This is a genomic window from Pseudoduganella chitinolytica (genome assembly GCF_029028125.1).
Classification (GTDB): Bacteria; Pseudomonadota; Gammaproteobacteria; order Burkholderiales; family Burkholderiaceae_D; genus Rugamonas; species Rugamonas chitinolytica.
This window is the reverse complement of sequence record NZ_CP119083.1, coordinates 2,253,281-2,279,385: the sequence shown is the minus strand read 5'-3', so window position 1 is coordinate 2,279,385 and position 26,105 is coordinate 2,253,281. Positions and strand designations below refer to the sequence as shown.

At 67.1% G+C, this 26,105-nt stretch carries 25 protein-coding genes; 13 read left to right on the top strand and 12 right to left on the bottom strand.

The genetic code is table 11. From position 1 onward, the window contains the following. Positions 1 to 118: 118 nt before the first annotated feature. The 5 genes from PX653_RS10085 (at position 119) to hmpA (ending at position 5,416) form a co-directional block, all read left to right on the top strand. Entirely contained in the window at positions 119 to 2,362 is a 2,244-nt protein-coding gene (locus PX653_RS10085) for an ATP-binding protein (protein ID WP_277417756.1), read from the top strand. A gap of 2 nt (positions 2,363 to 2,364) precedes the next feature. After that, complete coding sequence (locus PX653_RS10080; protein WP_277417755.1) at positions 2,365 to 3,276, top strand: hypothetical protein; 912 nt, start codon at positions 2,365 to 2,367, stop codon at positions 3,274 to 3,276. Positions 3,277 to 3,329: 53 nt separating this feature from the next. Continuing rightward, entirely contained in the window at positions 3,330 to 3,560 is a 231-nt protein-coding gene (locus PX653_RS10075; protein WP_277417754.1) for a hypothetical protein, read from the top strand. A gap of 80 nt (positions 3,561 to 3,640) precedes the next feature. Beyond that, positions 3,641 to 4,105, top strand: a complete 465-nt coding sequence (locus PX653_RS10070) for an RrF2 family transcriptional regulator (protein ID WP_277417753.1) — start codon at positions 3,641 to 3,643, stop codon at positions 4,103 to 4,105. A gap of 129 nt (positions 4,106 to 4,234) precedes the next feature. Further along, a complete protein-coding gene (hmpA, locus tag PX653_RS10065; RefSeq protein ID WP_277417752.1) occupies positions 4,235 to 5,416 on the top strand; it encodes an NO-inducible flavohemoprotein in 1,182 nt (393 codons plus the stop codon). Between the two features lie 85 nt (positions 5,417 to 5,501). Here the strand turns inward: hmpA and PX653_RS10060 are convergent, their stop codons facing one another. From PX653_RS10060 to PX653_RS10045, 4 genes are all read right to left on the bottom strand, one after another. Then, the gene (locus tag PX653_RS10060; RefSeq protein ID WP_277417751.1) at positions 5,502 to 5,687 is read right to left on the bottom strand and encodes a PEP-CTERM sorting domain-containing protein; all 186 of its coding nucleotides are present in this window, start codon (positions 5,685 to 5,687) and stop codon (positions 5,502 to 5,504) included. A gap of 42 nt (positions 5,688 to 5,729) precedes the next feature. Continuing rightward, positions 5,730 to 6,101, bottom strand: a complete 372-nt coding sequence (locus tag PX653_RS10055) for a hypothetical protein (RefSeq protein ID WP_277417750.1) — start codon at positions 6,099 to 6,101, stop codon at positions 5,730 to 5,732. A 623-nt stretch (positions 6,102 to 6,724) separates the two neighbouring features. Continuing rightward, complete coding sequence (locus tag PX653_RS10050; protein WP_277417749.1) at positions 6,725 to 7,558, bottom strand: HDOD domain-containing protein; 834 nt, start codon at positions 7,556 to 7,558, stop codon at positions 6,725 to 6,727. A gap of 58 nt (positions 7,559 to 7,616) precedes the next feature. Then, a complete protein-coding gene (locus PX653_RS10045) occupies positions 7,617 to 8,900 on the bottom strand; it encodes a D-amino acid dehydrogenase (RefSeq protein WP_277417748.1) in 1,284 nt (427 codons plus the stop codon). 104 nt (positions 8,901 to 9,004) lie between these two features. Here PX653_RS10045 and PX653_RS10040 point away from each other — a divergent pair, with 104 nt between their 5' ends. Next, positions 9,005 to 9,496: an Lrp/AsnC ligand binding domain-containing protein gene (locus tag PX653_RS10040; protein WP_277417747.1), complete on the top strand. Its 492-nt coding sequence runs from the start codon at positions 9,005 to 9,007 to the stop codon at positions 9,494 to 9,496. Positions 9,497 to 9,547: 51 nt separating this feature from the next. Here the strand turns inward: PX653_RS10040 and PX653_RS10035 are convergent, their stop codons facing one another. From PX653_RS10035 to PX653_RS10025, 3 genes are all read right to left on the bottom strand, one after another. After that, positions 9,548 to 10,018, bottom strand: a complete 471-nt coding sequence (locus PX653_RS10035) for a GNAT family N-acetyltransferase (RefSeq protein ID WP_277417746.1) — start codon at positions 10,016 to 10,018, stop codon at positions 9,548 to 9,550. A 98-nt stretch (positions 10,019 to 10,116) separates the two neighbouring features. After that, positions 10,117 to 10,560: a PIN domain-containing protein gene (locus PX653_RS10030; protein WP_277417745.1), complete on the bottom strand. Its 444-nt coding sequence runs from the start codon at positions 10,558 to 10,560 to the stop codon at positions 10,117 to 10,119. Beyond that, complete coding sequence (locus PX653_RS10025) at positions 10,551 to 10,793, bottom strand: hypothetical protein (protein ID WP_277417744.1); 243 nt, start codon at positions 10,791 to 10,793, stop codon at positions 10,551 to 10,553. The genes PX653_RS10030 and PX653_RS10025 overlap by 10 nt, the downstream gene beginning before the upstream one ends. A gap of 274 nt (positions 10,794 to 11,067) precedes the next feature. Here PX653_RS10025 and PX653_RS10020 point away from each other — a divergent pair, with 274 nt between their 5' ends. The 3 genes from PX653_RS10020 to PX653_RS10010 all read left to right on the top strand — a co-directional run bounded on the left by PX653_RS10020 (position 11,068) and on the right by PX653_RS10010 (position 14,653). Further along, on the top strand, positions 11,068 to 12,651 hold the full coding sequence (locus PX653_RS10020) for a hypothetical protein (RefSeq protein WP_277417743.1): 1,584 nt from the start codon (positions 11,068 to 11,070) through the stop codon (positions 12,649 to 12,651). A 108-nt stretch (positions 12,652 to 12,759) separates the two neighbouring features. Next, entirely contained in the window at positions 12,760 to 13,269 is a 510-nt protein-coding gene (locus tag PX653_RS10015; RefSeq protein WP_277417742.1) for a hypothetical protein, read from the top strand. Between the two features lie 82 nt (positions 13,270 to 13,351). Beyond that, entirely contained in the window at positions 13,352 to 14,653 is a 1,302-nt protein-coding gene (locus PX653_RS10010) for an NAD(P)/FAD-dependent oxidoreductase (RefSeq protein ID WP_277417741.1), read from the top strand. On the opposite strand, the gene PX653_RS10005 is transcribed toward PX653_RS10010, so the two are convergent. Further along, complete coding sequence (locus PX653_RS10005; RefSeq protein WP_277417740.1) at positions 14,640 to 16,088, bottom strand: cytochrome P450; 1,449 nt, start codon at positions 16,086 to 16,088, stop codon at positions 14,640 to 14,642. The two genes, PX653_RS10010 and PX653_RS10005, sit on opposite strands and share 14 nt — an antisense overlap. 118 nt (positions 16,089 to 16,206) lie before the next feature. Between PX653_RS10005 and PX653_RS10000 the strand changes: the two genes are divergently transcribed. Both PX653_RS10000 and PX653_RS09995 read left to right on the top strand, forming a co-directional pair. After that, positions 16,207 to 17,082: a helix-turn-helix domain-containing protein gene (locus PX653_RS10000; RefSeq protein ID WP_277417739.1), complete on the top strand. Its 876-nt coding sequence runs from the start codon at positions 16,207 to 16,209 to the stop codon at positions 17,080 to 17,082. A gap of 161 nt (positions 17,083 to 17,243) precedes the next feature. Beyond that, the gene (locus PX653_RS09995) at positions 17,244 to 17,843 is read left to right on the top strand and encodes a PEP-CTERM sorting domain-containing protein (protein WP_277417738.1); all 600 of its coding nucleotides are present in this window, start codon (positions 17,244 to 17,246) and stop codon (positions 17,841 to 17,843) included. A gap of 6 nt (positions 17,844 to 17,849) precedes the next feature. Here the strand turns inward: PX653_RS09995 and PX653_RS09990 are convergent, their stop codons facing one another. After that, on the bottom strand, positions 17,850 to 18,557 hold the full coding sequence (locus PX653_RS09990; RefSeq protein WP_277417737.1) for a sensor histidine kinase: 708 nt from the start codon (positions 18,555 to 18,557) through the stop codon (positions 17,850 to 17,852). 153 nt (positions 18,558 to 18,710) lie between these two features. Between PX653_RS09990 and PX653_RS09985 the strand changes: the two genes are divergently transcribed. Further along, complete coding sequence (locus PX653_RS09985; RefSeq protein ID WP_277417736.1) at positions 18,711 to 19,226, top strand: hemerythrin domain-containing protein; 516 nt, start codon at positions 18,711 to 18,713, stop codon at positions 19,224 to 19,226. Between the two features lie 36 nt (positions 19,227 to 19,262). On the opposite strand, the gene PX653_RS09980 is transcribed toward PX653_RS09985, so the two are convergent. Next, positions 19,263 to 20,894: a response regulator gene (locus PX653_RS09980; RefSeq protein WP_277417735.1), complete on the bottom strand. Its 1,632-nt coding sequence runs from the start codon at positions 20,892 to 20,894 to the stop codon at positions 19,263 to 19,265. Positions 20,895 to 21,104: 210 nt separating this feature from the next. Here PX653_RS09980 and PX653_RS09975 point away from each other — a divergent pair, with 210 nt between their 5' ends. Then, the gene (locus PX653_RS09975) at positions 21,105 to 21,524 is read left to right on the top strand and encodes a hypothetical protein (RefSeq protein ID WP_277417734.1); all 420 of its coding nucleotides are present in this window, start codon (positions 21,105 to 21,107) and stop codon (positions 21,522 to 21,524) included. 251 nt (positions 21,525 to 21,775) lie between these two features. Here the strand turns inward: PX653_RS09975 and PX653_RS09970 are convergent, their stop codons facing one another. Further along, a complete protein-coding gene (locus PX653_RS09970) occupies positions 21,776 to 22,768 on the bottom strand; it encodes a diguanylate cyclase domain-containing protein (protein WP_277417733.1) in 993 nt (330 codons plus the stop codon). A 275-nt stretch (positions 22,769 to 23,043) separates the two neighbouring features. Continuing rightward, the gene (locus PX653_RS09965) at positions 23,044 to 25,995 is read right to left on the bottom strand and encodes a hybrid sensor histidine kinase/response regulator (RefSeq protein WP_277417732.1); all 2,952 of its coding nucleotides are present in this window, start codon (positions 25,993 to 25,995) and stop codon (positions 23,044 to 23,046) included. Between the last annotated feature and the right edge of the window lie 110 nt (positions 25,996 to 26,105).

Genomic DNA, 26,105 nt, shown 5'->3' with positions numbered 1-26,105 from the left:
CGCTGAGCCGACTGCAACGACAAGGACAAGCGCGCCATGCAGAACCGAACCGCCGCCGCCCGGCCTGCCGCCGGGACCCGCAGCGCCGCCCCACGGGCCGGCCGTTGGGGGAGGTGACGTGCCGCGCCTGAACAGCCTGCGCGCCCGCCTGATCCTGCTGGTGGCGCTGGCCATCACGCCGATGGCCGCGATGACGGTACTGACCGGGCTGCGCGAGCGCGAGCACGCCATCGAGGTAGCGCGCGAAAACCTGCAGCGGGTCGCCAACCTGGCCGCCGCCAACGAGGCCCAGTCGATCGAGGGCGCGCGCCAGATCCTGCGCGACCTGTCCAGCGTGCCCGACCTGCTGGGCGACCCGAACGATTGCAGCGTGCTGCTGTCCGATATCCTGGCCAAGAACACCGACTACGTTAATTTCGGCCTGATCCGCATGAACGGGGACGTCACCTGCAGCGCCGTCACCTCCGGGACACCCGTCAACCTGGCCGACCGTCCGCACTTTCGCCGTGCCATCACGGAGCGCCGCTTCGTAGCGGGCAACTACGTGTTCGGCCGCGTGATCGGCAAGCATACCGTCAACCTGACCTATCCCGTGACCCGCGGGCCGGACGTGGTGGCGGTGGTGTTCGCCGCGCTCGACCTCGTCGAACTGGACAAGTTCGTGCTGGACGTGAAGCTGTCGCCCGGCTCCGTGCTGTGGACGGCGGACGCGAATGGCACCATCATCGCGCGCCGGCCCGATCCGGCGCCGTGGTTCGGCAAGAAAGTGCCGGCACCCCTGCAGAAGGCGCTGGCGGCGCGGCCCAAGGTACCGGTCCTGCTGGCCGACGCGGACGGCGTGCAGCGGCTGTACGCGTTCGCCCGTGTCGGCGGCGCCGACGTGTCCGACTACACGGTGATGATCGGCATTCCCTACCAGGAGATCGTGGCGGCGGCCACGCGCGACCAGCTGATCGCCGTCGCGGGCCTGGTCGCCACCGTCACGCTGGCGCTGCTGGCGGCGTGGTTCGGTGGCGACGTGCTGATCGTGCGGCGCGTACAGGCGCTGGCCCGCACGGCCAACCGCATCGCCTCCGGATCGCTCGAGACGCGCACCGGCATGCGCTACGAGAACGAGGAGATCAGCGACCTGGCGCGCTCGCTGGACGAGATGGCGCAGGCGCTGCAGAAGAAGGACCTGGAGCGCGACGCGGCGGCGGCCTCGCTGCAGGCGGCGGACCGGCGCAAGGATGAATTCCTGGCGATGCTGGCGCACGAGCTGCGCAACCCCCTGGCGCCCATCAGTGCCGGCGCCCAGGTGCTGAAGCTGGCGCAGGCCGACAACCCGGCGGTGGCGCGCACGGCTGAGATCATCGGGCGCCAGGTCGAGCACATGACGCGGCTGATCGACGACCTGCTGGACGTGTCGCGGGTGACGCGCGGCCTGGTGCGGCTGAACCGCCAGCCGCTCGACCTGCGCACGGTGATCGAGGACGCCGTGGAGCAGACCTACCCGCTCTTCAAGAGCCGCCGCCAGCAGCTCGAACTGAGCCTGCCGCAAGCCCCGGTCGGCATCGACGCGGACCACAAGCGCATGGTGCAGGTGGTCGCGAACCTGCTCAACAACGCGGCCAAGTACACGCCCGAGTACGGTCACGTGCGGGTGACCCTGTCACGCGGCGGCGACGTGGTGCGCCTGGCGGTGGCCGACGACGGCATCGGCATGGCGCCCGAACTGGTAACGCGCGTGTTCGAACTGTTCACGCAGGCCGAGCGCACTTCCGACCGGTCGCAGGGCGGCCTGGGACTGGGGCTGGCATTGGCCCGCACGCTGGTGCTGCTGCACGGCGGCAGCGTGCGGGCCGAGAGCGCGGGCCTGGAACGCGGCAGCACGTTTACCGTCGAACTGCCGTGGCACGAGCTGCCGCCGGCACGCGCCGCCGGCCCTGCCGCCGGTGCGGCGCTGGCCCGCCCGGGCGGACTGCGCTGCCTGGTGGTGGACGACAACGCCGACGCGGCGCAGACGCTGGCGCTGTTCCTGGAAGCGGCCGGCCACGAGGTAGTCGTCGCCCATCGCGCCGCCGAGGCCCTGGCGCTGGCGCAGGCGCGTCCGCCGCAAGTATGCTTCCTCGACATCGGGCTGCCGGACATGGACGGCAACCGGCTGGCCGCGCGGCTGCGCGCGCTGCCGCAGACCGCGGGCGCCCACCTGGTCGCCGTGACGGGCTACGGTCGCAAGGAGGACCAGGAGAAGGCCATCGCGGCCGGCTTCGACCATTATTTCGTCAAGCCGATGGATACGGGCAAGCTGGTCGACCTGCTGGGCGTCCTGACGGCGCAGGCCAGGGAGGCGGGAGAAACGACCTCGTCCGGCGAGCGTTGAGCATGCGCTGGCGGCCCCTGTACGCATTGTGGGCGGCGTGCCTGCTGAGCCCGGCTGCCGCTGCCTTCGAGGCCGAAAACGGCGTGCCGCTGGCGATCGCCGGCGCGCCCGGTGCGGTCGCGATCGAGCACATCGCGTTGCGCCTCGACGGCCTATACGTCACCATCCGTACCGAGCTGCACAACGACAGCGGCGTGCGCCAGGGCGTCGCCTTCTATGCCAGCACGCCCCTGTTCGGCCGGTCGGGCGTGGGCGAGGAACACGCCGACAAGCGTTTCGACGAACTGCGCGTTGCGATCGACGGCGTCGGCACGCGCTTGCGCGGCATGCCGCAAGCGTATTTCCGTGGGCACGACATCACGGCGCGGCTGCGCCAGGCCGGCATCGATCCGTTGCCTGGTCCCGACGTGGAGCCGCGCCGCCTCGCGCGCCTTGCCGCGGTCGACGGGGCGCGCCCCTCGGACTGGCTCGGCAGGATGACCTACGCGTGGAACGCGACCCTGGACCAGGGCGCAAGGAGCGTCCACGAAGTCCGTTACCGCAGCCGGCCGCGCTTTGCGCTCGACATGCTCGACTCGGCCCGCTTCACGCAGCAGGTGATGCAGTTCTGCGGCGATCCCGCCAGCGTCGCGCGCCAGGTCGTCCGGGCCGATCCTGCGGCGAGCGCGGTACTGGTCGAGCGCCACGACATACCGCTGGACTACCTGGCGCTGCGCCCAGTCTCCGTCAGCGTCACGCAGCCCGGCAGCAACTGGCTCGGTGCGCGCCCGCTGGCAACGCTGGCCTGCGGGCTGGCACAAGCCGGCGGCGCTGCCGCTGCCGGCACGATCGACGGGCCGGAGCAGGTGTTCAGCGTGCTGGTCATTTCCACGCTGGCGCCGACAGGCGAACGGCACGGGGGCGAAGCCGGATAGCGCGGGCCGCAACCGTGCGCGGACCGCCCGGCGGCTCGCGCTAGACTGGCGCCATGAAACGCTATCGCAACCTGGAAGGACACTCGGGCGTGCTGGCCTACGAGATCCGCGACACGGCCATCGCCGTCAAGTTCGTGGGCGGCGACGTGTACGACTACACCCATGACAAGCCGGGCCGCGCCCACGTGGAGGCAATGAAGCGCCTGGCGCTGGCGGGGCGGGGCTTGTCCACCTATATCTCGCAGCACGTGCGCGACGACTACGCGGCCCGCCACGGGCATTAGGGGCGGGGGCGCCGCCGCTCGGTCCGGCGCGCGGCTATAATGGGGTGGTGCGGCGGTGCCGCGGTACCCCGTGCCTCCCGATGAGACTGACTTCCTTTACCGATTACACGTTGCGCTCCCTGATCTACCTGGGCATGAACCGCGACCGCCTGGCCACGATCCAGGATATCGCGGACCTGCACAAGATCTCGAAGAACCACCTGACGAAGGTGATCCACCAGCTGGGCGCCAGCGGGCTGGTGGAAACCGTCCGGGGCCGCAATGGCGGCCTGCGCCTGGCGCGCGAACCCGAGGACATCAATATCGGCGCCGTCGTGCGCCAGAGCGAGCCCGATTTCTTCATTGCCGAGTGCTTCGACCAGTCCCGCCACGACTGCATCTTCACGGGTGCCTGCACGCTGCAGCACAAGCTGGGCGAGGCGATGCGCGCGTTCCTGGCCGTGCTGGACGGCGTGACGCTGGCGGACGTGCTGCCGCGCCCGCGCAGCGCAATGGGGCAGGCGCTGCACGAGCAGCCTGTCGTGCTGCACCGCCTGCTCAAATAGCCGACTCGTACCCATGCCGCCAGGGCCGCGCCCGGGATGGCACCCTGGGACATTTTGTCCTGTTCACTCGACGGATCAAACATGTGAAATTAATGCATGTTTAGTCAAGGCCAACGCCGAGGAGCCCCCATGCTGTCTGCCGAACACCGCGCCATCGTTACCGCGACCGTCCCCATCCTGGGGCAGGGCGGCGAAGCGCTGACCACCCATTTCTACCAGCTGTTGTTCCGCGACTTCCCGGAAGTCAAGGCGTACTTCAACCAGGCGCACCACCGCGATGGCGGCCAGCCGCGTGCGCTGGCCAACAGCATCCTGATGTACGCGAAGAACATCGACCGGCTGGCGGCGCTGGGCGACCTGGTGGCCGTGATCGTCAACAAGCATGTCTCCCTCAACATCCTGCCGGAGCACTATCCGATGGTGGGGGCCAGCCTGCTGAAGGCCATTCGCGAGGTGCTGGGGGCGGAAACGGCGACGGATGCCGTGCTGGAAGCCTGGGGCGCCGCGTACGGCCAACTGGCCGAGATCCTGATCGGCGCCGAACGGGCCGCGTACGAGGGCCAGGCCCATGCGCCGGGCGGCTGGAACGGGCTGCGCCGCTTCGTCGTGGCGGAAAAGCGTGCCGAGAGCGAGGAAATCGCCAGCTTCGTCTTGCGGCCGGAAGACGGCGAGGCGGTGATGGACTTCCAGCCCGGCCAGTACATCGGCCTGCGCGTGCTGGTCGACGGCGTCGAGCAACGCCGCCAGTATTCGCTGTCGGCCACCGCCAATGGCCGCACGTACCAGATCAGCGTCAAGCGCGAGCCGGGCGGCAAGGTGTCGAATTTCCTGCACGATGCCATCGGCGTGGGCGACACCATCGAACTGCTGCCGCCTTCGGGCGCGTTTACGCTGAGCGACAGCGACAAGCCGATCGTGCTGATCAGCGGCGGCGTCGGCATCACGCCGACCCTGCCGATGCTCAAGCGCGCGCTGGCCACTGGCCGCGAAGTGCGCTTCATCCACGCGGCCCGCCACGGCGGCGTGCATGCGTTCCGGGACTACGTCGATGCGCTGGCCAAGACGCATCCGCAGCTGCGCCGGCATTACCTCTACATGGAAACGCGCGACGGCCACCCGACACCCGACGCCGTCGGCCTTTTGGACCGCGACATGCTGGCCGGCTGGTTGCCCCAGTCGCGCGATGTCGAGGCGTATTACCTGGGGCCGACGGGCTTCATGCGCGTCGTCAGGCAGTTGCTGCGCGAGCTGGGCATTCCCGAGTCGCAGACGTATTTCGAGTTCTTCGGTCCGGCCGCCGCGCTGGACTGATGCGCCAACAGGCCGTTGCCGGGTGACCGGAGCGGCCAGTCCCGACCGGGCGGCCGAGATGCCGGATCGCCCGGTACGAACGGTATCAGCCTGCGCGCGAACGGCGGCGGGCGGTGGCGCCTGCGACCAGCAGGCCGCCGGCCAGCATGGCCCACGTGGACGGCTCCGGCACCGCTGCCGCGATAGTGAATTGCGTGTCCGGGGTGGCGCGCAGCCAGGACGAGCTGCAGCAAGGGGCGAGGTTCATCTGGCTGAAGCTGCCGTTTGGCATGCTCCACGACAGCAATTCCCGGGGCTGGCCGTTTGACGAGCGCTAGTCGTTGCCACTGAGCATCAGCCCGCCCTCCTGCGAGTAGGAGAACCAGCCGACGTTGCAGCCCGTCAATCCGGACGCGCCCGCGCCCGTGCCGGGGCAACCGATCAGTTCCAGGCGTTCGCCCGTGGTCTGGTCATAGAAACCGAAGCGATCCAGTTCCTCGCCGCGGATGGTATTGTCGCCGTTCCGGTCTTCTCCCTGGAAATAGCCGCGGATCGAGGCGAGCGGATTCCAGCCGCCCGTCGTTTCGCCCGTCGCCGTGCTCGTGAAAGCGTCGAAGCCTTTCCATTCGAATTCATACGATACCGGCGCAGCGCTGGCGGTCGCAAATGCCATCATGGCGGCAATACGCGCAATAGTTTTCTTCACATATCGGTTCCTGTCAACTTGATAGTGTTACTGACCATCTGTCAGTGTCGGCAATATACCATCGATATAATAATTTGACATGGAATACATACAAGGTAGTGGCAGCCTCTGGTATTGCCGATCCGCCTTGTCAACCACGGCAGCGCGAATATTTCCTTCGCAGCGCATTCGACCGCTATTTTCTCCCGAATTCCATTGATGTCGGCCGACCACCGGCCTACGCAGTCTTGCAGGCTGCAAGGTAATTCATTTGCAGTACCGGGCCGGTGCATAGCGGATGGTTAATGGCGCGCCGGCAGAAACGATTGTGGAACAGGGAGGAAACGATGTCCACATTGATGCAGGTTGTACTGTTCGCGTCCGCCATCGGGTGCGTACACGACGCCGCGTATTGCGCGGTCCAGTCACAGGATGCCAAGACGGTGCGCATTTCGCGCGACGATCCGGCGGCGAAGTCGCTAGGCGAGCCGGCAGCCAAATCCCAGGAAGAGTTGGATAGATTGGGGCCACTGGATTGGACGAAAACCGCTTCACGTCGAACAATATCGTCCCGTTGTGCAACGCGATGGGCTGCTAGTTTCACGGCCGGGCGTCCGCGCGGATGCCCGGCAGCCCAGGGGCATTCAAACCAGCATGGCGCTGTTCATTGCCGCGGCGTCCGCCTTGGCCTGTTCGACCATGCGCGCCGCCATTGGCTCGTCGATGAACAGGTCCACCACCGAATCGGCCTGGGGAATGGCTTCGCGGGGCGTGGCCAGCGGGGAAGGGACGGGCGAGAAGTGGTTGGCCAGCAGCAGCGTATCCAGCAGCGTTTCGGGGGGCACGCCCAGGAAGCCGTCGCGCAAGCCTTCGATGGCGCTGGCGACCGGCTCGGGGATGCCCAGCTTGTGCATCACTTCGCGCAGGATGATCTCCTCGCTGGCCGGTTGCCAGTTGTCCGGATCGGGATCCAGCAGGCCGGGGAACTCGTCCGCGCGCGACAGCAGGTAGAAGCCGCCGACCTCGTGCACGATGCCCGCGAACAGGGCGGTATCCTGGTTCACTTCCGTGACCTCGCGCGCGATGATGCGGGCCAGGCAGGCGACGTGGACCGTGTGCTGCCACAGCTGCTCGGCCTTGGCACGCAGCGCCTGGTCGGCGATCTTCGCGCCGAACTGGCGCACGACCATCGCGGCCGCCAAGGCATACAGATTATGGTAGCCGACGCGCGTAATGGCGGCACGCACGTTGGTGATCGTGCCGCCGCCCCGGTTGAACATGGCCGAATTGGACAGCGCGACGGTGCGCGCGGCCAGGAGAGGCTCGGCCAGCACCAGGCGGATGGCTTCGTCCATCGGGCAGTCCGGATCGTCCAGGGCAAGCTGCACCCGCAAGGCGGCATTGACGCTGGTGGGGAACACCAGGTCGCCCCGAATCGCCAGCGCGGCGATGTGCCCGAAGGCTTCCAGTTTATTCATGCATAAAATTATACGCAGGGCGGCAGGGCGACACAAACGCGCGCCGTGCGCCTGTCGTTCAGGCGCCCGCGAGCTGCGGCTGGCGCGCCGGGACTTTGCTGCGATAGCGTTCCACCGACAGGTCGTCCGCGTGGATCGCGGGGCGGCGTGCCGACATGATGTCGGCCAGCAGCTGCGCGGAGCCGCACGACATCGTCCAACCCAGCGTGCCGTGGCCGGTATTGACGAACAGGTTGCGCAGCGGGGTGCGGCCGACCACCGGAGTACCGTCCGGTGTCATCGGACGCAAACCGGTCCAGAACGAGGCTTCGGCCGTATTGCCGGCGCCAGGGAACAGGTCGTTGACCACCATTTCCAGGGTCTCGCGGCGGCGCGGATTGAGGCGCTTGTCGAACCCCGCGATCTCGGCCATGCCGCCCACGCGGATGCGGTCGTCGAACCGCGTCACGGCGATCTTGTAGGTTTCGTCCAGGATCGTCGACGTGGGCGCCTTGGCGGCGTCCACGATGGGCACCGTGATCGAGTAGCCCTTGAGCGGGTAGACGGGGAGGTCCACCAGGTTCTTCAGCAATGGTGTCGAATAGGCGCCCAGCGCCACGACATACGAATCGGCCGTGACGATTTCGGCGCCGCAGCGCACGCCGCCGATCTCGTCGCCCTTGGTGACGAGGCCGGTGACATCGACGTTGTAGCGGAACTTGACGCCCAGCTCCTCCGCCATCGCCGTCAGCTTCGTGGTGAACAGCTGGCAGTCGCCCGTCTCGTCGTTGGGCAGGCGCAGGCCGCCCACCAGGCGCTCGGCGGCGATGCCCGGCTCGGCCGACAGCAATTCGCGCGCGCCCAGCAGCTCATAGGGCACGCCCGTTTCCTTCAGCACCTCGATATCCTTGGCGGCATCGTCCATCTGCTTTTGCGTGCGGAACAGCTGGGTCGTGCCTTGTTGCCGGCCCTCGTAGGCGATACCGGTGCTGGCGCGCAGCGCCTTGAAACAATCGCGGCTGTACTCGGCCAGTCGCACCATGCGTTCCTTGTTGACGGCGTAGCTGTCGGCATTGCAGTTCTTCAGCATCTGCCACATCCACTGCAGCTGGAACAGGGTGCCATCCGGCGTGATGGACAACGGCGCGTGACGCTGCATCATCCATTTCACGGCTTTCAGGGGAATGCCGGGGGCCGCCCAGGGCGACGCGTAGCCAGGCGAGATCTGGCCGGCGTTGGCGAAACTGGTTTCCAGGGCCGGTCCCGGCTGGCGGTCCAGCACCGTCACGTCGTGCCCCGAACGGGCCAGGTAATAAGCCGTGGTGACGCCGATGACGCCGCTACCCAGAATGACTACGCGCATGTTTGCCTCGGAATATAAGAATAGTTGTGTGCAGATTTTTACTATGATAATGTGGTCGAGGCAGTGATTGTTACTATAAAAGTCCCAGAATTCAGCAAAAAATCATGCGCACACAAAAGGAATCCGTTCGTACCCTGGACAAGCTGGACCGTAAGATCCTGCGCATCCTGCAGGCCGACGGCCGCATCTCGATGAAGGACCTGTCCGAGCAGGTGGGCCTGTCGATCACGCCGGCGATCGAGCGGGTCAAGCGCATGGAGCGCGACGGTGTCATCACGGGCTATCACGCACGCCTGAATCCGGCGGCCGTGGGTGCCACGCTGCTGGTGTTCGTGGAAATCACGCTGAACCAGAAATCGGCCAGCCACTTCGAGCAGTTCCGCCGCGAGGTGCTGCGCATTCCGGAAGTGCAGGAGTGCCACCTGGTGTCGGGCGACTTCGACTACCTGATCAAGGCGCGTATCCACGAGATGGCGGAGTACCGCAAGCTGCTGGGCGACATGCTGCTGAACCTTCCCGGCGCGGCGCAGTCGAAGAGCTATGTGGTGATGGAGGAGATCAAGGAAACGCTGGTGCTGGCGACCGAGCCTGGATGACGGGCTGGAGCAAGAGTTGCGGCCATTGCCGGGGTGCGAGCGGGTGTCCCGTCAGGCTGCTTCCCCAACGGTCTGCGCCGTAACGCGGATCTCGGCGATCATCTCGCCGTCCGCGTCGATGCCCCGTTCGGTGAAGCCGCAGGACAGATAAAGCCGGCGCGCGGCCACGTTGTCCGGCTTGTAGCAGATCGTGATGCGGCGCGCGTCCGGGCGGGCGCGCAGGTCGTCCAACAGCAGTTGCAGCGCGCGGCGGCCGATGCCGCGGTTCTGGCGTTCGTGCGCGACCATGAAGCGGTAGATGCCGTAATGGCCGGGTTCGTCGTGCGCCACGCTGTCGTATAGCAGGAAGCCGGCCGGCGCGCCGTCGCAATAGATGGCATGCATGCGCCAGTCCGTGTAGAAATGGGCCTGCGCGATCGATTCCGCGTTATTGGCCAGCCAGCGGTCCTGCTCGGGCGGCAGGCGCATTGCCAGCAGGGTTTCAAAATTGTCGATGGTGACGGGTTCCAGCGTGACTTGCATGGGCAGCTCGAGCATGGGGACGGACGATAAAGTCCGATTTTTGCATGATACACAACATCGATCAAGCTGCAGGGTCAAGGCGTCAAGGCATCAAGGCGTCAAGGCGGCGCGGCAACGCGGGTGATGAAGCCGGCGGTATTGCGGTAGGGTACTCGCACCCCGGCCCGTGCGAGGGCAAAGTCGGCCGGGTTGCAAGTGACGAGCATACGTCCCGTAACATTGGCGGTGGCGAGAATGATCGCATCGGGCGTCTTCAGCTTGCGCACGCCGGGAACATTGAATACGTTGCCCTCGAAGCTGGCGGCGCGCACTTGCGTCGCCTCGCGGATGATGCTGTCGTCCGTATGCAGGACGTAGATGGGCAGTTCGCGGATCAGCGCGTCGAACTCCGCCTGCTCGACGCTGTTGAGCTTGACGGCGACTTCTGTCCAGGTAATGGCGCTGATGGCGATATTGTCGTGATAGGCAATCTCGTCAGTGGCTTCGGCAATGCCGCCAAAGTGATCGACCAGGACATTGGTGTCCAGCAGGATCAGGCCCATTCGGCACGCGCCGCCAGTTGGAACTGCACGCCATCCTTGGCAATATCGGCGCGGTCCTTCCACATGCCGGCCGTGCGGCGCAGGATGGCCAGTCGGCGCGCGCGCTGGTCGTCGTCCGGAGTCGCCGCAGCGCCGGCTGCCACAGTATCGCCCGCAGCAGTATGGGCGGCAGCAGTATCGGCTGTCGAAGCATCGGCACGCAGGTCGCGTGCCTTCTTGCCGGGAGTAGGCATCGTGTGGCTCCTTTCGACGATGATCTTACTGTTATTGTCGCAGTTGAAGTTGAAGTTGAAGTTGCAGTTGCAGTTGCAGTTGCAGTTGCAGCTGCACTTGCAGTTGCAGTTGCAGTTGCTGTTGATGCTGATGACACGAGTCTAGTCCATTTCGGACGGCCATGCCTTGAAATACCGCATGACGGGACCGCCGCACCGCTGCGCAACGGTTCCCGCCGCCCGGCGCTTCCACTAGAATGCAGAAATAGCATCTCTTCTTCCACCGGGGGCCATCGTGAACGACGCTACTTCCCATCCGCAACTCACGCCTGCCGCGCCCGTCCTGACCTTGAAGCTGCGCACGCTGGACGAACACCTGTGCTCCGACCAGAGCTTCGCGTCGGCACTGGCGCGCGCCGTCGGTGCCGTGGCCGTCGGCGAAGACGGCACCGTCACGCTGGCCCAGTTCGCCGCCGTGACCGACATCGCGGGCGAAGGCAAGGCCTCCGCCGTGTTCACGGCGCTGGTGCTCAATGCCATCGAATCGGGCGTTACCGTGGAGTGGGCACTGAACGCGCTGGCACGCAGCAGCGGCAGCGCAGACATGGCCGCGCGCGAAGGCGCGTTCGTGCTGATGCGGCCCCTGCTGGCGCTGCATGGCACCCGGGCCCGGCCGCTGGCGCAGAAGGTCGCACGCGCACTCGGCATCCGCCTGACCCCGGAACACTACTACACGCTGCCGCCGGAGCAGGAACGGCGCCTGCTGAACAACCTGGGCGCGCAGGCGCGCAAGCTCGTCAAGGGCAGGGGGCTGGTGGATGCCATTGCCGACTTCGGCCGCAGCACGGGCCAGACGGAATTGCTGGACCATGCTCGTGGCTTCAATGGCGGCATGATGCGCCAGGAGGAATTGCGCGACGCGGTGCAGCGGGCCGTGGCGACGATCAGCCAGGGCATCGCCACCTACGAGGAAAGCGCCGGGGCACCGCTGCCGGCGGAAGCGGGTGCCGCCGGCCTGTCGGCCACGGCCGAGCAATTGCGCCAGCAGGTGCTGCAGCGGCTGGCACTGATCGACGCCCGCATCGCCTATGAGCGCCGGGTGCTGTGGCAGGACATCGACGATGCCGTCCACGACGCGGGCAACGCCGTCGAGCTGGCCATCGCGGAGCGCCTCGTCAACGAACAGTGGAAGGACGAGCAGGTCTGGTCCAGCATCGGTCGCCAGCAATTCGCGCAGGAAATGGATACGCGGCTCGAACGCGTCACCCGGCGCAAGCAGGAGGCGCTGGACCTGCTCAACAACGACTTGAAGCTGTTCCAGGCCGACATGCGGCTGTCGCAGGCCAGCGCGTTCGAGCGCCAGCACAGCGCCGCGCTGGCCCGGCTGATGCCGCGCCTGCGCATCGGCACCCGTCTCGTCAACACGGTCGACACGGCGGCCAACCTGACGTTGATGGGCAGCGCCGTGGCCGCCGCCGGCACGAGCACGGCGGCTTACCTGTTCGGCGTGGCGGTGGTGGTGCCGGTCGTCGCGCCCGTCGTGCCGTTCGTGGGTGGCGCCGTGCTACTGGCCAGCGCCTTCAAGTGGGCCACCGACAGCAATAAGCGCAAGCGCGACGAAATCCGTGACAAGCGCCGCACGTTCGAGGAGGAGCTGCGGCGGCGCATGAAGGAGGCGGAGGAGGCCTTCATCGTCCAGCTGGACCGTATCGGCACGGCATTCTACGAGTCGGCCAGCCAGTTGCTGACGCCGCTGATGCTGGAGGCGGAAGCGGCCGGCCGCATCCAGGGCATGCGCAAGCGCATTGCCGACAAGGTCATCGCGCAATCGCGCGGTGCCATCGCGCAGCTGGAAGCGGCGTTGGCACGGGCCGCCTGAGCCGCCGCCGCCTGCGTGCGGCGGCGCACATACGCGCAGGACGTTGACTAGGTACAATACGGACGGGTCGGCCGCTCCGCGCCGGCCATCGTCCTGACGAATGCGTAGATGAAAAAACTGATCCTTGCCGCCAGCTTGCTGGCCCTCTCTTCCGTCTGCGCCGCCCAGGACGTCGGCGTTTCCATCAACATCGGGCAGCCGGGCTTCTACGGCCGCATCGACATCGGCAACACGCCACCACCGGCCGTGATCTACCGCGAGCCCATTCTCGTGCAACGGCCAGCCCATTATGTCGCCGAGCCGCTGTACCTGCGGGTGCCGCCCGGCCACGCCAAGAAGTGGAGCAAGCACTGCGCCGCCTATCGCGCCTGCGGCCGCCGGGTCTACTTCGTCAAGGACGACTGGTACCTGAACGAGTACGCCCCGCGCTACCGTGCCGAGCACGGCCGTGGTGGGTCGCAACATGACGGACGCGAGCATGGCGGTGGTCATGGCAAGGACCATGGGCGCGACAAGGATCACGGCCGGGACAAGGATCACGGCCGCGACAAAGCTCACGGCCGCGACAAGGAGCATGGCAACGGCCGTGGTCACGGCAACGGCCACGGGCGTGACTGACGCGCGCGACCGAGGCCCGCGGCGCGTGCTCGTCGCAGCATGAGCCAGCCGGGCCGGCCGCCAATCAACCAGGGAGGAACGTTTGCACAGCAAATATGTCATCGTAGGAGGCGGGGCGGGCGGCCTGGAGCTGGCCTGCAAACTGGGCCGCAAACTGGGGCCGACCAGGGTCATGCTGGTGGACAGCCGGCTGTACCACATCTGGAAGCCGTCGCTGCACGAGGTGGCGGCGGGCACGCTGGACATCCACGCGGAAGGCCTGTCGTACCAGATGCTGGCGCACGACAACGGCTTTACCTATGTCTACGGCGCGCTGGAAGCGCTTGACGCCAGCGCCCACACCATCACCGTCAGTCCCATCGAAACACAGTCCGGCGAGACGGTGCTGCCGCAGCGGCGCATCGGTTACGATTCGCTCGTGCTGGCCGTGGGCAGCACGTCCAATTACTTCGGCGTGCCGGGCGCCCAGGAATACACGATCTCGCTGAATGCCACCGAAGACGCCGAGCGTTTCCGGCTGACGCTGCTGAAATTGCTGGCGAAGGCCGCCACGGCCAAGAACGAGCAGGCCAACAGCCAGGGCATCGACATCGTCATCATCGGCGGTGGCGCCACCGGCGTCGAGCTGGCGGCCGAACTGCGCGAAGCCAGCGGGGTGTATGCGGCCTACGGCTTCGGCCACCTGCAGCCGCTGCAGGACGTCCGCATCACGATCCTGGAGGGCGCGCCACGGATCCTCGCGCCGCTGCCGGAGCGGGTATCGGCGGCGGCCGTCAAGCTGCTGGGCGAACGGGGCGTCAAGGTCAGCGCGGAAACCCGTGTCACGAAGATCGAGCCCGACCAGGTCACGGTGGGCAATGGCACCGTCTACCCGTCCGACATCACCGTGTGGGCCGCCGGTATCAAGGCGCCGGACTTGCTTGCGAAACTGGGCCTGCCGACGGTCAAGGGCGGCCAGCTCGACGTCACCGGCGAACTGGTAGTGAAGGGCTTCCCCGACATCTACGCGTTGGGCGATTGCGCGATGTGCATCGGCGCCGACGGCAAGCCAGTGCCGCCGCGCGCGCAGGCAGCACACCAGCAAGCCGACTACCTGCTGGACGCGCTGCTGCGCAAGGAGCAGGGAAAACCGCCGCGCAACAAGCCGTACGTCTACCGCGACTACGGCTCGCTGGTGTCGTTCGGCTCGTCGACGTCCGTCGGCAGCCTGATGGGTTCACTACAGGGCAGCAACTGGTTTGTCGAGGGCACTTTCGCGCGCTTGATGTACACGAGCCTGCACCTGATGCACCACCAGGCCATCATGGGCACGCTGCGCACGGGCGTGCTGGCGCTGGCACGCTTTCTGATCAAGCGCTCCACGCCGCACGTCAAGCTGCATTGAGCCGGCCGGCGCCGGGGCCGGCTGCGCGCGGGCGCAGCGTCATCCGCAAAGGCGTCGGCGCCATCACGAACCCCAGCACCTCGGCCGGGTCCGCGCCACCGGCGGCCGTCACGCTGTCCAGCTCGAACTGGCCCAGCAGCGCCACCAGCGCTACCTTCATTTCCAGCAACGCCAGGTAGCGCCCGGGGCACGTGCGGGCGCCCGCGCCGAATGGCAGCACCGCCTGGCGCGCGGCCGGCGTCGTCGCGTCGCCGCCCGGCAGCCAGCGCTCCGGCCGGAATTGCGCCGCATTCGCGAGCAGCGCTTCGTCGACGCTGGCGTGGCGCAGCACGCACCAGAGCAGCGTGCCGGCCGGCAGCGCGACGCCTCGCACCACCGTCGGACGCAGCGCCTGCAGCGGGATGAACGGCGCCGGCGGTTTCAACCGCATCGCCTCCAGCGCGCAGGCCTCGACGTAGTCCAGCGCGTCCGCTTGCGCCGGCGTGATAAGCGCCAGGTCGGGGACCGTGGCACGCACTTCGTCGCGGGCCCTACGCAACGCATCCGGATGGTGCGCCAGCAGCCAGGCCAGCCAGGACAGCGCGCTGGCGGTGGTGTCCTCGCCTGCCATCAGCATGGTGGCCACGTTGCCCGCGACCTCGGCGTCGCCAAGCCCGCTGCCGGGTTCGTCGGCCGCCGCGATCAGCGCCTGCAGCAGGTTGGCCGGGTGCGAGCGCAGGGCCGGATCGGCCGCCATGGCCGCGCGGCCGCTGGCGACGAAGCCGTCGATGGCGGCCTGCAGTGCCGCCACGCTGGCCACCAGCCGGCGCTCCGCCGGCAGGGGCAGCCAGCGCCAGTACGGCAGCGGTGCAAGCGAGCGCCGCGCCACACCGGCCAGTACCGTGTCGATATGGTCCTGCAGGTCGTGCGTGCCGGCGTTCACGGTATCGATGTCCGCGCCAAATGCCAGCCCGGCGACGACATCGACCGCGTAGCGTTTCAGGTCGGCGGACAACGCGACCGGCTGCCCGGCCGCGGCGGCGCCCTGCCAGCGCGCCGCCAGCCGCACGCCGACCTGGGCCAGGCGCGGCAGGTAGGCCTTGACGAAGCCGGGCGCGAACGCCTGCATCGCCATGCGGCGCTGGCGGCGCCAGTCGTCGCCCTCGGCCAGCGTCAGGCCGGGCAGGCCGCCCAGCTCACGCGTCACGTCGGCCGTCACGACGGGCCGGCTGAAGCCGTCCGGCCGGTCGCGCAACACGGCGCCGATGGCCTCCGCATCGGCCAGCACGACCGCCTCGCGCGAGCCGAGCCGCACGCGGAACATGGGCCCGTAGCGGTGGCTCCAGGCTTCCATGGTGCGATGGATGGTGCGGGGGTGCAGTTGCAGCGCACTGCCCAGCAGCGGCAGGCCGCGCGGGCCGGGCAGGGTGGCGATGGTGCGGTGGGACGATGGCATGGGCTCTCCTGGCGAGGTGATGGCGGCAGTGTGCCGGGCCAGTGCCGGGCCGTCTTGAAAGTTTGCGACATGCCGAAAAAGCCCGGGTCGCCCGCAGCCTTGCCATTACAATGGCTCCATGGAAGAGCCAGCCTATCCGCCCACCGTCGCCCGCCTGGTCGCGCCCCGCGTGCCGCTGGCGTCGTGCGTGCGCGCGTGGGTTGTGCGCAGCACGGTGGGCTGCGCGCCGCTGGCGCCGCCGCAGCGGCTGAACCGTTTCCCGGCCACGCCCTTTTGCACCATCACCTGGCTGTTCGAGGGCAGCGCGCAGCTCGTCGTGCCGGCCGTCGACGACCCGGCCATCGATACGTGGCTGCGGCCGGGACAGGCGTTGTTCTGCGGGCCGCAGTCGCGCCCGTTCGTAACCGCCAATCCGGGGCCCGTGCATGGCATGACGGTGATGCTGTTTGCCGATGCCATGCACCGGCTGACGGGACTCGACATGGCCGCCCAGCTGGACCGCATGGCGCCGCTGGCCGACGTGCTGGATCCGTGGTGGCAACGGCTGTCCGACGACGTCCTGGCCGCCGCCACGGACGACGACCGCATTGCCGTATTCGAAACCGGACTGGAGCAGCGTTGGCGCGTGCTGCGGGGCGACGGTGCACTGGTGCAGGCGCGCGACTGGGTGCAGGCGCTGGCCGTGCGTGCGGCCGCCGCCGGCGTGGGCCGCAGCGCCCGCATGGCGGAGCGCCGGGTGCGGGCGTGGGCCGGTCATCCGCTGCGCACGTTGCGCCGGCTGGACCGGGCCGAGCGTTCGCTGGTCGCCGCACGCGTGGCGTTGCAGGCCCAAGAAGGCAGGGTCAGCCTGGCCGACGTGGCCGCCGCAGGCGGCTTTGCCGACCAGGCCCACCTGTCGCGCGAGGCGCGTGCCATCGCGGGCGACAGCCCGGCCGAGCTGCTGCGCCTGGCACTGACGGACGAAAGCTACTGGCTGTTCCGCATCTGGCTGTAGGGCGCCGTGCCGACAATGCGCCGATGTAACATTCGTCATTCGCGACGGGCGTCGAACCAACAGTAAACTGTTAAACAGAAATAATTAAATTGCAGGCAACGGCGGCGGCGTACCATGGTCTGGCTGTACTCCCATCACGCAACCTCACCAAGGAGCATGCCATGGTCCGTAAATCCTTGCAGGCGCTGACGGCCTGCGCAGTACTGGCGACATCGGCGGCTGCCGGCGCCGCCACCAATCTTGCCCTGGACGGCAGCTTCGAAGCGGTGCCCGTGCCGGCCGGCGAGTATGTCATCGTGGGCCAGGTGGGCGAATGGCTCAGCGATACCCATGGCATCGAAGTGCGCAACGATAACGCGGGCACGGCGTACGAGGGCAACAATTTCGTGGAACTCGATACGGACCGGAACAGCTCCATGTTCCAGCAGATCCGCACCCGGCCGGGCCAGGAGTACCTCGTGTCGTTCGCCTTCCGTGACCGCGACGGCGTCGACCCGTCGTCGCAGGGTGTACAGGTGCTGTGGGCAGGCTACGTCATCGGGACGTTCAACGGCGCGGCCGACTGGGAAATGCGGCAGCTGACAGTGCATGCGCTGACGCGCTACTCGGAACTGGAGTTTCGCGCGGTCGGCGCCAGCGACAGCCTGGGCACGTCGCTCGACGCCGTGTCGGTGATCGCCGTGCCCGAACCGCAGACCTACGCGATGCTGCTGGCAGGCATGGTCCTGCTGGGCGTCGGGCTGCGCCGCAGGCAGGACTGAACGCGGCTAAGGGGCTGCGGCGGCCCGGGTCTTCGGCAGCACCAAAGTCAGTGCGCTGCCGCCCTCCGGGTGCGCCGTCAGGTCCAGCGTGCCGCCCAGGTGGCGGGCCCGTTCGCGCACCAGGCGCAGGCCGTATTTGTCCGCTCCCGCCTCGGGGGCGCCCGGACCGCTGCCGTTGTCGCGCACGGTCAGCATGATCTCATCCTCGTTGTCGTCGACGATGACGTCCACGGCCGTCGCCCCCGCGTGGGCGGCCACGTTGCGCAGCCCTTCCTCCAGCGCGAACAACAGCGCGACGCCATGTTCGCGCGAGCAGGAGGGCTCTTCCTCGGGCAGACTGCAGCGTGCCGCGACCCGGTAATGGTCGCCGAATTCCGTCACCGCTTCGCTGAACGCCACCTTAATGCCGAGAAATTCGAGCTTGTCGTTCCACAGCTTGTGCTGCATGCGCCGGTTGTTCTCGATAATCGTGTGCAGCAGGTTCTTCATCTGCGCTGCCCGCTCCCGCAGCGCCGGCGGGTCTTCCGGCAGCTTGGCCGTCAACAGGCCCAGGTGCATGGTCAGGGCGGTCAGCGACGAACCGACGCTGTCGTGCAGCTGGCGCGCAAGCGAGCGGCGCTCGTTGTCCCACGTGCTGTTGACGTGTCCCAGCAGGTCGCTGAGCTCGGCCACGCGGGCCGCGACGTTCTGATCTTCCGGTGCAATATCGGACATGGTGTTTTTATTGTATGCAAGCGGTAACGGCTGGATCATACATGAGGTTTTGTGGAAATGTCGCACCGGCACCATCGTGAACTGCCGCACATACATAACGCTGCAAAAGTGACAAGCTGTACCCATCATCCAACCGAAACACAAGGAGCAGCCATGAGTGCCACAGCCAAGCCGCAAGATGCCATCGCCCTGCTGAAGCAGGATCACGCCGAAGTGAAGGCGATGTTCAAGGAGTTCGAGGATTTGGGTGAACGGGCGTTTGTCGCCAAGAAGAAACTCGCGGACAAGATCTGCCTGGAGCTGACCAAGCACGCCATCGCGGAAGAGGAAATCTTCTACCCGGCGATGCGTGAAGAGGCGGAAGACAGCGACGACCTGGTCGACGAAGCCACCGTCGAGCATGCTTCCGCCAAGGACCTGATCGCCCAGATCAGCGCGATGGACCCGCATGACGACCTGTATGACGCCAAGGTGAAGGTGCTGGGCGAGTACATCGAGCACCACGTCAAGGAAGAGGAAACCGAGATGTTCCCGAAAGCGAAGAAGGCCGACCTGGACCTGGTCGAGCTCGGGGAGCGCATCCAGGCCCGCAAGGACGAGATCGACATGATCCCGCCCGAGCCGATGGTCACCGTCAAGGGCGCGCAGGCCAGCCAGCCGCGCCTGTAAGCACAGCGGGAGCGCGGCGCGCTCCCGCCCATCCCATCAGGCGGCCGGTGCCGACGAGTTCTTCCGGTTGGTCAGGCTGCCGATCGCCTTCATCAGGCTTTCGATGTCCACCGGCTTGACGAGATGCATGTCGAAGCCCGCCTCCAGCACGCGGCGCTGGTCCTCGGCCAGGCCGTAGCCAGTCAGGGCAATCAGGCGGATGCCGCTCGTGTCGCCGTTGGCGCGCAGGCGCCGGGCCACCTCGTAGCCGTCGATGCCGGGCAGGCCGATATCGACCAGGGCCACGTCGGGCCGGTACGACAGCGCGACCTCGATGCCCTGCAGGCCGTCGGCCGCGTGCTGTACCTCGTAGCCGTAACAGCTGAGCATCATGGCCATCATCTCGCGGCCGTCGTCGTTGTCTTCAATCAGCAGGATGGTAGGCTTGCTTTGTTCTGTCGTGTCCATGGTCTCGGGCTTCGTCTCGGTGATACGTTCGATGCGGGGCAGGCGGATGGCGAACGTGCTGCCTGCCCCCGCTCCCGCGCTTTCGGCTTCCACGCTGCCCCCGTGCAGTTCGGCCAGCCGGCGCACCAGCGCCAGGCCGATGCCCAGGCCGCCCTGGGCCCGGTCCAGCGTGCTCGTGCCCTGCACGAAGACGTCGAACACGTGAGGCAGCAGCTCGGCGGAAATGCCGACGCCGGTGTCGTGCACGGTCAGCACGATGTCGTCGCCTTCGACTTCCATGACGATGTCGATGCTGCCACCTGCCGGCGTGTACTTCAACGCGTTGTCGAGCAGGTTGGAAAAGATCTGCTCCAGCCGCGTCACATCGCCTTCGACCCAGCCCGGCTCCAGTTCCATGCTGACATGGTAATCCGACGTGCGCCCCGTGGCGCGATAGGTCTCCAGGCAGTTGGCGATCAGCGCGGCCAGGTCCAGCGGCACCCGGTTCAGGAGGATCTTGCCGGACATCGCACGCGACAGGTCCAGCAGGTCGTCCACGATGCGGCCCAGGTGCTGGCTCTGGCGCTGGATGATCTTCTTGGCGCGCGCTGCGCCTTCCTGCGCGACGCCGGGCAGGCCGATCAGCGAGGCGGCGCTACTGATGGCCGACAAGGGATTGCGCAGCTCATGGCCCAGCATGGCCAGGAACTCGTCCTTGGCGTGATTCTGCCGTTCGGCCATCTTGCGATCCTCGATCTCCTGCAGCAGCCGCTTGTTGCTGGCGATCAGGTCGTTGGTGCGCTGGTGCAGCTGGCGCGCCTGCTTCTTCAATTCCTCGTTCTTCACGGCCAGCGCGACGAACACGGAAATCTTCGCATGCAGGATCTGCGGGATGACGGGCGTGAACAGGAAGTCCGCGGCACCGCGCTGGTAGGCCTTCAGGCGATCCAGTTCGTCGGCCACGAAGGCCGTGATGAAGATGATCGGGATGTTGGCGGAGCGGCCGCGCTGGTGGATCGCTTCGGCCGTCTCGAAGCCGTCCATCCCGGGCATGTTGACATCGAGCAGGATCACGGCGAAGTCGTGCAGCAGCACCTGGCGCAGGGCCTCTTCGCCGCTGCGGGCGGCGATTACCTCATAGGGCTCCTCTTCGGCCCACTGTGCCAAGAGGCTCGTCAGGGCGAACAGGCTGTTGGCATCATCGTTAACGACGAGGATCTTTGGTTTGTCCAATTGGGGCACTTTGTAGTTATGATCAGATCGCGTCGCAGAGAAACAGTTTTGTCAGGTAAACATCTTGACGATCATAACAACCGCATATGGCAATGTCAAAAGTCCGCGCAGCAACGGGAACAGCCCCGGTATTGTTCGATTGCGCACATACATGCGCATTGCCCCATGCCATATTGAAAGCGTAGACACCACGGCAATTAAAAAACGAAAGGACCCACCATGAATATCGATACCGTCGTAGACAAAAAACACCTGGGCAAGTGCTTCAAGGAACTGGCCGATGCGCCGCTCAGCGCGCTGCGCGGTGTCAGCGAGGACGATGCCAGGGCGCTGCAACAGGCGTTCAACATCCGCACGGTGCGCGAACTGGCCAATCTGAACTTCATCAAGTGGGCCGTGGCGATTACCACCCTGGCCGACGAGGAGCAGATGCAGCCGGCGGAGAAAGCCAAGGAAGAGCTGCTGGACGATGCCGTCGAGATGACGTTCCCGGCCAGCGACCCGATCTCCGTCGACTCGGGCATCACCCGCATCGAAGTGGCGCCGGACAAGGTCGACGCCCAGGCGGACCACCAGCATGCCGGCAAGGTCGAGGAATCGACCGAGAGCGGCAAGGAAAAAGAGGCGGCGGCCCAGTAATCCGGCGGTAATCAATCCAGGGACAGGCACCTGCCTGGCAGCGTGAACGCTGCCAGGCAGGTGCCTGTCCACGTTTGATGTCACTCCGGTTTGATGTCACTCCGTTTGATGAGCCCGTTTGATGTCACCCCGTTGGATGCGACCCCGTTGGATGCGACCCCGTTTTGATGTAGCGTCGTACAACGCTGGCGACGGGCCCTGGGCTGGCGGTCGGAGACCTGCAGCCCAGGGCCCGTCGCCACGGGTATGACTCAAGCAACGGTGGTCGCGACGTTCTTCAGTTGATGCGCCATCGCAGTGGCAGCGGCCTTGGTGCTGCCCGGCGCCGCGCAGTAGCGGTTCTTGCCGGAGCGCTTGGCATCGTACAGGGCATTGTCGGCAGCATGGATCAGGTCGCCAACGGAGGCGGCGTCGTCCGGGAACAGCGCGATGCCGATACTGGTGGACAGGCGCAGCGTGATGCCGTTCACGAGATAGGGCTCGGACACCACCTCGATCAGCTTCGAGGCCGGCTCGCGCGCGTCGGCCAACCCGCTGACATCGCCCAGCACGATGACGAACTCGTCGCCACCCACGCGCGCCACCGTGTCTTCCTTGCGCGACGAACCCACCAGGCGCTGGGCGACCAGTTTCAGGATCTCGTCGCCATAGGCGTGGCCGTGGGTGTCGTTGATGGCCTTGAAGCCATCCAGGTCCAGGTACATGACAGCCGCCTTGCGCTGGTTGCGCACCGCATGCTGCAGGGTGGTCTCGATGCGGTCCTCCAGCAGGCGCCGGTTCGGCAGGCCCGTCAGCGGATCGTGCAGGGCGAGTTCCTGCTGCTTCTTGCTGTACTGCGCAAGCTCCTTGTAGAGCAGGCGTACTTCCAGCATGTTGTGGATGCGCTTGTGTACTTCGAGCAGGTCGAACGGCTTGCTGATGAAGTCACGGGCGCCCGCTTCGAGCGCGGCGATCTTGAACGCGGGCTGGGCGGTCAGGGCCAGCACGGGCAGGTAGCCGTCCTGTTCGATTTCCTTCAGGCCCTTCATCACCTGGAAGCCGTTCAGGCCAGGCATCTGCAGGTCCAGCAGGATCAGATCGTAGCAATGCTGTCGATGCAGGGTGCAAACCTGATCGGGCAGCATGGTTGCCGTGACATCGGTGTAGCCGGCTTCACGCAGGATCTCGAGCATCAGGTCGACATTGTCCGCGCAATCGTCCACCACCAGGATCTTGGCATTCAGGATCTCATCTGGGCTGGGCATATCTTTTCTCGCCTCATCTTGCACACTGGCTCCGGCGTTTTTTTCGGCCTGGAGCGGAACTCTAAGTGTAGCGCCGCAGGGTTTGCTGCGTCGCACGTATCGAAAAATTTTTTCCAAAGGAAGATTTTCCAGAGTTTGGAGTGTATCAAATTTGCAGGAGTTTCTTGTAGGACATTGCCGCGTGCAGGGGTAGGAAGGGGAGAGAAAACATGTTTCCCATAAACGCTTGTTGTATTTTGATCGCGAAGTGACCAAAATACAACAGTGACCGGCGCTCAGGCGGCGCGGCATTGCGCGGCAACGAGCGCTACCGCGGCAATCAGCTCGGCTGGCTCCACCGGCTTCGAGATATGGTCCAGGAAGCCCGCTTCCAGGGCCCGCAGCCGGTCTTCCGACTGCGCGAACGCGGTCAGTGCGATGGCCGGCAGGTCGCCGCCTGCCGCCGGCCCCAGCGCCCGCACCCGTTCCAGCAGCTCGAAGCCGTCCATGTCCGGCATGCCGATATCGCTCAGCAGCAACTGTGCCCGCACGCGCGGCAGCAGTGCCAGCGCTTCGCCGGCCGTGGCCGCTGTCGTCACCTCCGCATTGCGGTCGGCCAACACGCGCTTGATCAGGTCGCGGCCGTCGGGTTCGTCGTCCACGACCAGCACGCGCAGCCCGCGCAGGTCGGCCGGTTCGTTGTCGCGACGGCCCGCGCGGGCGCCTGGTGCCGCGAGGCCGGCAGGGCGCTGCGGTCGCTCGCCCAGCGGCAGGTCGCCCGCCAGCGGCAAGGACACGGTGAATGCGGCGCCTTGCCCTTCGCCCGCGCTGGCGGCCGTGACGGTGCCGCCGTGCTGCTCGACCAGGTGCTTGACGATCGACAGGCCCAGGCCCAGGCCGCCATGGCGCCGCGTCGTCGATGCGTCGGCCTGGCGGAAGCGGTCGAACACGTGACCCAGGAATTCCGCACCGATGCCGATCCCCGTGTCGCTGACGCCGATCTCGGCCTGGCCATCGCGTTCGCGCACCGTCACGCGCACCCGGCCTTCCGGCGGCGTGAACTTGATGGCATTCGACAGCAGGTTCCAGACCACCTGCTGCAACCGGCCCGGATCGGCGGCAATCAGGGCGCACGGCGCAAACTCGCGTTCGATGACGATTTGCTTGGCCTGCGCGGCGGGACGTACGGCCTCGATCGCCGCATCGACGATCGTGGCTGGCGGCACGCCCTGCATTTCCAGCAACACCTGGCCGGACATGATGCGGCTCATGTCCAGCAGGTCCTCGATCAGCTGGGCCTGGGCGCGGGCATTGCGCTCGATGGTCTGCAGGCCCTTCTGCAGGTCGGCCTCGCCCCGGTTGCCCCGCCGCAGCATCTGCGACCAGCCCAGGATGGCGTTGAGCGGGGTGCGCAGCTCGTGCGACAGCGTGGCCAGGAACTCGTCCTTCATCTGGCTGCTGCGCTCGGCCTCGGCGCGTGCGCTGCGCTCGCGGTCGAGCAGGGCGATGCGTTCCTCGGCGGCCCGGCGCGCCGCCTCGTTCAGGCGCGCGTTGTCGATGGCCACGCCGGCCTGGGCGGCAATGCCGCCGATGATGCGTTCCGAACGCTCGCCGAACATGCCAGGCTCGGGATGGCCGAACAGCAAAGTCCCCACCACATCACCGGCGCGCGATACCACGGGCGCCGCCAGCAAACTGCGCACGTGGCGACCCAGCGCCGGATCCAGCTGCGGCGCGCAGGTCGGCTGGCGCAGCAGGTCGTCGCAGCGCAGCATGGCGCCCCCGCCGTCGTCCTGCCCCAGGTCCAGGCCGGCCAGCAGCGCGGCGCCATTGCCGGCCATGTCGCCCTGGCCGGATGGCGGCTGGCCCGCCAGCGTGCACAGCTCCGGCGCGCGGTCGCTGCCGCGATAGAAGAACGCACCGAACCGGGCGCCGAGGATGCGCGTGGCCGCATCCGTCACTTCCTGCAGCAGCGGCTGCAAATCGCGGTGGCGCGCCAGCGCGTTGCCGGTGCTGTTCAGCATTTCCAGGATGTTCGTCTCGTCGCGCAAGGCCTCCTGGGCGCGCTTGACCTGGTCGACATCCGTGCTGGTGCCGAACCAGCGCAGCATCTGGCCGGAAGCGTCGCGCACGGGATTGGCGCGCGTCAGGAACCAGCGGTACTGGCCGTCCGCGCCGCGGATCGGGATCTCCATCTCGAAGGGCTGGCCCGATTCGAGCGACGCCTGCCAGTGCGCGACCATTGCGTCGATGCAATCGGGCGCGTAGACCTGCGACCAGCCGTCGCCTTCCAGCTCGTCGGGCTGCACGCCGGTGTAGTCGTGCCAGCGCCGGTTGTACCAGACCATGCGGCCGTCGTGGTGGGCGATCCACGCCAGTTGCGGAATCGAGTCGGCCAGCGCGCGCAACTGCTCCTCGCTGTGGCGTAGGGTGTCCTCGGCGGCCTTGCGTTCGCTGATGTCCTGCACCATGCCCGTCATGCCAAGCAGGCGGCCGCCGTCGTCGTAATAGCCGTGCCCCGCCACCGACAGCCAGGCGCTGCCGCCGTCGCGCACGATGCGGCACTCCACGCTGAAGTCGCTGCGCGCCGTGAACGCCTGCAGGAAAGCGGCCTGGGCGCCGGCGCGGTCGCTGGCCACGATGCGTTCCTGGAGGGCGCTCCAGGTAGTGGCCTCGCCGGGCGGGAGATCGAAGATCTCGGCGGCGCGCGGGCCGCACGTGACGACGTCGTTGGCCGCCGTCCACGTCCAGTCGCCCAGCTTGCCCGCCGCCAGCGCGACCTGCAGCCGGTTGCTGTTCTCGCGCAGCGCCCGTTCGTGCTGCTTGCGCTGGTGGATGTCGTGCAGCGTGCAAGTGACGCCGCCGTCGAACGGAAACGCGCGCACTTCGATCCAGCGCTGGCGCGACGCGTGGAACAGTTCGAACGTGGCGTTCTGGCGCCGCTCCTGGGCAAGGCGCAGCTGCGTTTCCAGCAGCGTGCCTGCCAGGTGGGGGAACGCTTGCCACAGCACGCGCCCCACGACATCCTCGGCAGCCTGGCTGGGCGCGCGCAGCATGTCGTCGGCGGGACGGTTCAGGTAGGTGACGAGCCAGTCCCGGTCCAGCACGGCCAGGCCATCGCTGATGCTGCCCAGCGCGGCCGCCAATTGGCCTGCGGACAGCCGCGCACGCTCCCGCGCTTCCTGCGCGGCGTGCGGCTGGTCTGCCTGGGAGCGTGGGCTGTCACCGGGCCCGGTTGGGAGAATCATCGATTGGTCGCAGCGATCTAGAAAACAGGGTGGGACGCCCGCAAGGGCGCCGGTACCGGCACGGCCAGCGTGCTGCGATTGTAGCGTCACGCCGTGGCCGGCGCACGCAC

Excerpts from the sequence above, each read along its gene's own strand:
- PX653_RS10080 (WP_277417755.1), top strand. The coding sequence starts at position 2,365 with ATGCGCTGGCGGCCCCTGTACGCATTGTGGGCGGCGTGCCTGCTGAGC.
- PX653_RS10075 (WP_277417754.1), top strand. The coding sequence starts at position 3,330 with ATGAAACGCTATCGCAACCTGGAAGGACACTCGGGCGTGCTGGCCTAC.
- PX653_RS10070 (WP_277417753.1), top strand. The coding sequence starts at position 3,641 with ATGAGACTGACTTCCTTTACCGATTACACGTTGCGCTCCCTGATCTAC.
- hmpA (WP_277417752.1), top strand. The coding sequence starts at position 4,235 with ATGCTGTCTGCCGAACACCGCGCCATCGTTACCGCGACCGTCCCCATC.
- PX653_RS10060 (WP_277417751.1), bottom strand. The coding sequence starts at position 5,687 with ATGCCAAACGGCAGCTTCAGCCAGATGAACCTCGCCCCTTGCTGCAGC.
- PX653_RS10050 (WP_277417749.1), bottom strand. The coding sequence starts at position 7,558 with ATGAATAAACTGGAAGCCTTCGGGCACATCGCCGCGCTGGCGATTCGG.
- PX653_RS10045 (WP_277417748.1), bottom strand. The coding sequence starts at position 8,900 with ATGCGCGTAGTCATTCTGGGTAGCGGCGTCATCGGCGTCACCACGGCT.
- PX653_RS10040 (WP_277417747.1), top strand. The coding sequence starts at position 9,005 with ATGCGCACACAAAAGGAATCCGTTCGTACCCTGGACAAGCTGGACCGT.
- PX653_RS10035 (WP_277417746.1), bottom strand. The coding sequence starts at position 10,018 with ATGCAAGTCACGCTGGAACCCGTCACCATCGACAATTTTGAAACCCTG.
- PX653_RS10030 (WP_277417745.1), bottom strand. The coding sequence starts at position 10,560 with ATGGGCCTGATCCTGCTGGACACCAATGTCCTGGTCGATCACTTTGGC.
- PX653_RS10025 (WP_277417744.1), bottom strand. The coding sequence starts at position 10,793 with ATGCCTACTCCCGGCAAGAAGGCACGCGACCTGCGTGCCGATGCTTCG.
- PX653_RS10015 (WP_277417742.1), top strand. The coding sequence starts at position 12,760 with ATGAAAAAACTGATCCTTGCCGCCAGCTTGCTGGCCCTCTCTTCCGTC.
- PX653_RS10005 (WP_277417740.1), bottom strand. The coding sequence starts at position 16,088 with ATGCCATCGTCCCACCGCACCATCGCCACCCTGCCCGGCCCGCGCGGC.
- PX653_RS10000 (WP_277417739.1), top strand. The coding sequence starts at position 16,207 with ATGGAAGAGCCAGCCTATCCGCCCACCGTCGCCCGCCTGGTCGCGCCC.
- PX653_RS09995 (WP_277417738.1), top strand. The coding sequence starts at position 17,244 with ATGGTCCGTAAATCCTTGCAGGCGCTGACGGCCTGCGCAGTACTGGCG.
- PX653_RS09990 (WP_277417737.1), bottom strand. The coding sequence starts at position 18,557 with ATGTCCGATATTGCACCGGAAGATCAGAACGTCGCGGCCCGCGTGGCC.
- PX653_RS09985 (WP_277417736.1), top strand. The coding sequence starts at position 18,711 with ATGAGTGCCACAGCCAAGCCGCAAGATGCCATCGCCCTGCTGAAGCAG.
- PX653_RS09975 (WP_277417734.1), top strand. The coding sequence starts at position 21,105 with ATGAATATCGATACCGTCGTAGACAAAAAACACCTGGGCAAGTGCTTC.
- PX653_RS09970 (WP_277417733.1), bottom strand. The coding sequence starts at position 22,768 with ATGCCCAGCCCAGATGAGATCCTGAATGCCAAGATCCTGGTGGTGGAC.
- PX653_RS09965 (WP_277417732.1), bottom strand. The coding sequence starts at position 25,995 with ATGATTCTCCCAACCGGGCCCGGTGACAGCCCACGCTCCCAGGCAGAC.